The sequence below is a fragment of the Streptomyces sp. NPDC045678 genome, assembly GCF_056432085.1.
The window spans coordinates 63917-70082 of the sequence record NZ_JBWKJS010000017.1 but is presented as its reverse complement, the minus strand read 5'-3'; the positions used below and the strand labels follow the sequence as shown (position 1 = coordinate 70082).

General features: G+C 69.4%; 5 protein-coding genes. 4 read left to right on the top strand and 1 reads right to left on the bottom strand.

What is annotated here, in order from left to right:
• The first annotated feature begins 264 nt into the window (after positions 1 to 264).
• Positions 265 to 1458 (top strand): cytochrome P450 family protein, encoded by a 1194-nt coding sequence (locus tag AC07DO_RS39245; protein ID WP_479067220.1) that lies wholly within the window; start codon positions 265 to 267, stop codon positions 1456 to 1458.
• Positions 1459 to 1678: 220 nt separating this feature from the next.
• On the opposite strand, the gene AC07DO_RS39240 is transcribed toward AC07DO_RS39245, so the two are convergent.
• On the bottom strand, positions 1679 to 3079 hold the full coding sequence (locus AC07DO_RS39240) for an MFS transporter (RefSeq protein WP_479067218.1): 1401 nt from the start codon (positions 3077 to 3079) through the stop codon (positions 1679 to 1681).
• A 742-nt stretch (positions 3080 to 3821) separates the two neighbouring features.
• Between AC07DO_RS39240 and AC07DO_RS39235 the strand changes: the two genes are divergently transcribed.
• The 3 genes from AC07DO_RS39235 (at position 3822) to AC07DO_RS39225 (ending at position 6141) form a co-directional block, all read left to right on the top strand.
• A complete protein-coding gene (locus tag AC07DO_RS39235) occupies positions 3822 to 4934 on the top strand; it encodes a DNA alkylation repair protein (RefSeq protein WP_479067216.1) in 1113 nt (370 codons plus the stop codon).
• 216 nt (positions 4935 to 5150) lie between these two features.
• The gene (locus AC07DO_RS39230; protein WP_479067214.1) at positions 5151 to 5474 is read left to right on the top strand and encodes a hypothetical protein; all 324 of its coding nucleotides are present in this window, start codon (positions 5151 to 5153) and stop codon (positions 5472 to 5474) included.
• Positions 5475 to 5772: 298 nt separating this feature from the next.
• Entirely contained in the window at positions 5773 to 6141 is a 369-nt protein-coding gene (locus AC07DO_RS39225) for a hypothetical protein (RefSeq protein ID WP_479067212.1), read from the top strand.
• Positions 6142 to 6166 lie beyond the last annotated feature (25 nt).

Genomic DNA, 6166 nt, shown 5'->3' with positions numbered 1-6166 from the left:
GGCGGCTCCGAAGGGCCATACCTTCATCTCTTGCACAGCATCGATTTCACGAGCTCTCCTACATAGAGCTCCCTTCTTCGTTCGTGGCGCACCCCACCTCTGAACCTGGCCCTGGCCCTGACCGGAACCAACCCGCCTACAACGTAAGGACTCCCCGCCTCAGGCTCCGGTCCACTTCTTGGATGCTGTCGGCGATCCTGGCCGGCGGACATCTGCGGTTGTTCTCGGCATGGCCGGTGTGATGGGCGGGGAAGGAATCTCCGCATGCGGACGGTGAACGGAGTGGGGGCGGCAGCCTTCCTGTACGGCGCTCGACCCCAGATGCTGACTGGTCCCGGCTGCCTGCTGCCGACCGGAGCGGCAGGCATCTGGCACGATGCGCAGCAGGGTCTGCTGGTGGTCGCGGACGCCGGGCACGCTGTGGACCTCTTCACCGACCCCCGATGGAGCCGCGCGGCGGCGGTCCGCAGCCCTGGGAACCATCCGAAGCGCGGTTCCACGGTGTTCACCGGCCTGGATCCGCCGTGCCACACGCGTCTGCGTGGGATGGTCGCCCGAGCCTTCACCCCACGCGCGGTACAGCAGTGCCGGCCGGCCATGGCACGGCGTGCCGAGGAGCTGGTCGCCACACTGCGCTCGTCCCGCCGGACAGTCGATCTCCTGTGGTCGTTCTGCCTTCCGTTCGCCTTCGGCGTCCACTGCGACTTCCTCGGCATACCCACCTGCGCCCGCCGGTCCTTGCACCGGGTGTGGTGGGCCTCGTTGTGGTCCGCCGATGACGAGGCGGAACGCCGGCGGACCGCACGCGCGGTGCGTCGGGTACTGGCTGACCTCCTCGATCCCCGTGGCCCGACTTCCCTGACGGGCGTGTTCGCCGGTCTCCGCGCAGCCCTGCGCTGTGGCAGGCACAGCGCTACGGACGTCCTCGATGTGGCACAGACGCTGATGGGCGACGGCGCCTGGCTCGCCGCCTCACAAATCGCGCAGACAGTCGCCAGTCTGCTCATACGACACGGAGAGCTCCCGCCGGACCGGGCCACGCTGCGCCGCGCGGCCGAGGTGTCGCCACGCATCACGCCGGCGATCACCCTGGCCATGCCCCGTACCGCCGTGGCTCCCCTGCGCCTGGGATCCCTGCACATCGCACCGGGCCGGCGGGCCACCGTGGCCATCGGCCTGGCCAACCGTGCCTCTGCCGTACGAGGTCGGGCCGCCATCTCACCCAGGTCGGGGGAGATCGACCGGGACCTCAGCTTCGGACACGGTCCGCACTACTGCCTCGGCGCCTCCTTGCTCGCGGTTGAACTGCACACCGCTCTCACGGTGTTGGCCGCGGCGCTGCCCGGTCTGGCCATGGCGGCGCCCGAAAGAACTCTGCCGTGGTTTGCCACCCCGACGGTTCGTGGTCTGCGACACCTCCCGGTGACCTGGGCAGCCGGCCGGCAGCTGCGCCACTGAAGCAGCGCACCGGCTTCGCCGGCTCCGTCGTCACCGTCGCTCCCCGCCTGCGCCGCCCACTGACCCGGCACGTCCCCGAGATCCGCGCCGGCACCTACGTCACCTGTGTCTTCATCCCCGAAGAGGCGCTCTGCCGCCCCGGCCGACGTCCCAGGAATCAAGGGAGGGCCAGGGGGCGGCGGCGCCCGGGGTGCAGGGTCCGCCGCCCATGGGGAACGGCTCAGTCGGCCTGGTGGTCGGCCTGCTTGGGCAGGCAGAACATCAGGGCCCACATCAGGGCGAGGAGGCCGCCGACCCACCACAGCACGGTGACGAAAGCGTCGCGGTTGACCGCGCCGTCGCGAGAGCCGCCGGTGATGGCGAAGAACACCACGGCGGTCAGCGCGGTACCCAGCGCGATGCCCAGGTGAATGGCGGTGTTGAACAGGCCCGAGGCCGAGCCGGCGTCCTCGTGCGGGACCCTGGCCAGCGACAGATCGGCGAGCGGGCCGGAGACCATGCCCAGGCCGAAGCCGATCAGCACCACCGGAGCGGTCATCGCCGGCAGGGTCAGGTCGGCCTGGTGGCTGCCGATCTGGAGCCCGTAGGCGACCGTCGCAGCGGTCGCGACGAGGACTCCGGCCTGCGGCAGGCGGCGGGCGAAGCGTCCGGCGGTCTTCGCCGCGATCGTCGCGCCCCCCAGTTCTCCCACGGAGAGCAGCACGAAGGCCACGGCCGCCTCAAGCGGGCTCATGCCCAGTCCGCACTGCAGGTACAGCGTCCAGGTCATGAAGAACAGACCGCACAGCAGGCCGTGCAGCAGGTCCGCTGCCATGCCCCCGGAGAACTGCCTGACCCGGAAGAGGGACAGGGTCACCAGCGGGTCGTCGCCCTGCCTGCGCCGTTGGTGGCGCAGGAAGACACCGAGGAAGACGACGCCGGCGGCGAGCATGGCGAAGCACCACAGCGGCCATCCGTGGGCGTTGCCCTCGGTGAGCGGGAAGAGGATCAGGACGATGGCCAGGCCGGACAGCAGCATGCCGACCAGGTCGAGCCGGTCGGCCTTGCGGAGGGTCGACTCGGGGATGAACGTGCGTCCCAGGAGGAGCACGGCCAACCCGACGGGCACGTTGACCAGGAAGATCGGCCGCCAGGACAGCTCGAACAGGTCGGCCTCGGTGAGTACGCCGCCCAGGACCGGGCCCAGGACGTTGGCGATGGCCAGGACGGCCCCGTACAGGCCGAACGCCTTGCTGCGGTTCCGGCCCTCGAAGGTGACGTGCATGGTCGCCAGGACCTGCGGGATCATCACGGCCACGCCGACGCCCTGGAGCAGGCGGGCGCCGATCAGTACGCCCGGGCCGGTGGCCAGACCGCACAGCAGCGAGGCGACGGTGAACACGACGGTGCCGATGAGCAGGATCCTGCGGCGGCCGTAGACGTCACCGAGCCGTCCGCCGGTGATCAGCCCGACGGCGACGGGCAGGGAGTAGGCGGTGGTCAGCCACTGCACCGCGACCGGCCCGGCGCCGGTCGACTCCTGGATGGCGGGCAGGGCGGTCAGGACGACCGACTGGTCGAGCATGTTCATCAGCTCGGCGGTCAGCAGCACCAGGAGGGCGATCCAGGCCCCCACGGCCATCTTCGAAGGTGCAGGTGATGGGTGGGTCGGGGTCTGGGCGGTGGTGTGCTCTGGCACGTCGCCGAGCGCGGAGGAGGACAAAACGGGAACTCCTGATCCAGAGAATCGGGGAGCCCAGCCGACAGCCGCACCGGGACGGAAAACACGAAACCCGGGGCAGACGGCAGAGCTGCACCCGGGAAGGAAAACTGTGGGGATGGGTGACGCGACTCAGGCCGGCGCGACGTCCGCCCCCGGAAACGTGCGACACAACAGCACGCGGGGAACACGGACGACTACATGGCCTGGTTGATAAGACGTCACCCCAAGATCGACACAGAAGGGACAGGAAGTCCGGTCACTGCCACCGAAACCACGGCACAGGAACTTGAAAAGATTACAACACCCGCACGGCCCGCCGCACAGTAGAACTGACCCCCGCCCTCGCCCCGCCGCACAGCAGAAATGACCCCCGCCCTCGCCCGGCCGCAACGCTCAGCCTCCACTGCTCCACTGTCGCAAACGGTCCTTTGCCCGGGCCGGGCAGGCGACGCGCAACGGGATGTCGTCGCAGCTCAGAGCGCCTGAGGCGTCGGCCGTGTGTCAGTGGTCCGTGGCAGACTCAAAACCATGATGCCCCGGTCGAGATTCACGCCGCTCCCGAACGAACAGTGGGAGCGCATCGAGCCCCTCCTCCCGCAGGCCGGGAGCCGTACGGGGCGAGCGGTCAGGGCCCTCGACGTGACCTTGGGCGGGCGTTGAGATGGCCACTTTCAAAGATGAACTGTCCCCGGAGCTCATCGGGCGTCTCGCGGGCGACCTCGCGGGTGCCTCGGCCTCGTTCGACCGGACGGCGTTCGAGCAGCTCGCATGTACCGGTATCGGTGAGCTGGAGCTGAAGGCCCGTATCGACTGGATCGCCCGTGCCCTCGCGGCGACGATGCCGACGTCCCCCGAGGAAGCCGACCGGGTGATCCGTGGTGCCCTCGACAGCAGGGGTCTTACGGGGTGGGCTTCCATGCCCGTCAACGCCTACGTCGCCTCGGCGCTGCTGGACCGGCCCGACGTCGCGCTGCCGTTGCTGGCCGCGCTCACTTCCCGCTACACCGCCGAGTTCGCTGTCCGCCCGTTCGTCGAAGCCCACTACGAGGTCACGATGGACCGGCTCAGGGCGTGGACCACCGATCCGGACGAACACGTTCGGCGGCTCGTCTCGGAGGGCACACGCCCGCGGTTGCCCTGGGCATCGCAGCTCTCGCGGTTCATCTCCGACCCCGCCCCCGCGCTGGCGCTCCTGGAGCCTCTCGTCTACGACGAGTCCCTCTACGTGCGACGTTCCGTGGCGAACCACCTCAACGACATCAGCAAGGACCACCCCGACCTCGTCCTCGTCACCGCCCGGCGATGGTTGCGCGGCAGCACGCAGGGCGCATTCGTCGTGCGCCACGGCCTGCGGACACTCGTCAAGCGAGGACACCCGGAGGCTCTCGCGGTTCTCGGGTTCGACCACCACGCTCCGATCGAGATCACGGACCTCGCCTGCTCGCCCTCCACCATCTCCATCGGGGAGGCGACCACCGTCACCTTCTCGCTGCACGCCAACGGCGCGACGAGAGCGGCGATCGACTACATAGTCCACTACCAAGGGGTTCGCGGCCCCAAAGCGGGCAAGGTCTTCAAGCTGACCGCCCGGGACCTCCCCGCGGGCCAGGCGGTCCCCTTCTCACGCCGGCACCGGTTCGACAGCCTCTCGGTGCGCACGATCCACCCCGGCCCGCACCGCATCGAGGTCCAGGCCAACGGACGCGTCCTCGGTGCGACCGAGGTCCACATCACCGCCGCCGAAACCTCGCAAGGCCCGGCCCGAGCCTGCTGAACGATGGAGTTGCGGGAGAAGCGAGCAGCTTCGCGATCAAGGTGACGCCGGCGCCCTCCAGCTGCCTCTCCCTCTCTCGATGGGCCTTGTCCATGTCTGTGGTGCCTGTTTCCCGTAAGGACGCTTGACTCGGCTGCGCGCGCAGCTGACCGACGGCCGACCGCGAACTCCAAGGGGCGGACGCCCTCGTCGCGAGGGGCGGTTTTGCTCTACGGGGTGATGCTGCATGGTGCGGCCCGGTTACGGGCGGGTCTGGAACTGACGGACCTGGAGGCGGGGCTGGTGGGGCCCATGCACCGGCTGCTGTCGCAGGAGGAACTGCACGACTTCGGCCGGGTGTACGAGGAGGAGTCGGCGGCCCGGGCTCGGATGTTCCCCGCCAGTCTGGCCGCCCGCCCCGTCGAGGAGGGATATTCCGCCGCGGACCTGTTCGCGGACGTGCCGCGCCTGCGGGCGGAAGTCGCCGCGCAGCCGAATGTGAACGTCATCGACCTTGATGCCCCAGGCGCGCCGACTACGGGTACGGGGCCACGTTCGTGACCGCCTCGGCGCACCGTGCCGATGCGCAGCAACGGCAGCTGATGCAGGTCAGGCTCCTGATGGACAAGTTCCGCACCTACAAGGGGTCGGATGAGTGGAGCGACGACGAGATCTACTGGGCCACCAGCTCGGGCGCCGACGGCCACCCGCCCTCCTACACGCAGATCACCCCCACCTTCGGGGGCGTCAACGGGGGTGAGACCCGCAGCTTCGCCCCCCACACCAAGCTGCACGAGGTCACCGCCTCACGTTCGGATGTACGTGGTCCTCCGACGGCACCAACTGGGCGGCCCCCCACATGGTGCTCGGCACGATCAGCGACCGCGCCGCGGCTCTGGCCATCTACCAGGGCAAGCTCTACATGGCCCACCGCGACTACTTCACCGGACGCGTCGTCATCAACATCAACACCAGCGCAGGCTGGGGCACGCCCACCGTGCGCGGCGGAACCACCTGGGACGCCCCCGCCCTGGGAGTTCGCGGCGACGCCCTCTACTGCGTCGTCCGTGGTGGGGACGACAGGCTGTGGCTCAGTGCGCTCACAAGTCCCACCTCGAACTGGAACGATTTCGCCCCGGTCTCCGCAGCCGGCACGACGTTCTCGGCGCCGGCCATCACCGGCCTCGGCAACGACGACCTGCACCTCGTCTACCGGTCCGCCCAATAGACGACCCTGTCGGTGCCGCTGATGT

What these genes read in the sequence shown, in the direction of transcription:
- AC07DO_RS39245 (WP_479067220.1), top strand. Translation starts at nt 265, where the DNA reads ATGCGGACGGTGAACGGAGTGGGGGCGGCAGCCTTCCTGTACGGCGCT.
- AC07DO_RS39240 (WP_479067218.1), bottom strand. Translation starts at nt 3,079, where the DNA reads ATGGCCGTGGGGGCCTGGATCGCCCTCCTGGTGCTGCTGACCGCCGAG.
- AC07DO_RS39235 (WP_479067216.1), top strand. Translation starts at nt 3,822, where the DNA reads ATGGCCACTTTCAAAGATGAACTGTCCCCGGAGCTCATCGGGCGTCTC.
- AC07DO_RS39225 (WP_479067212.1), top strand. Translation starts at nt 5,773, where the DNA reads ATGGTGCTCGGCACGATCAGCGACCGCGCCGCGGCTCTGGCCATCTAC.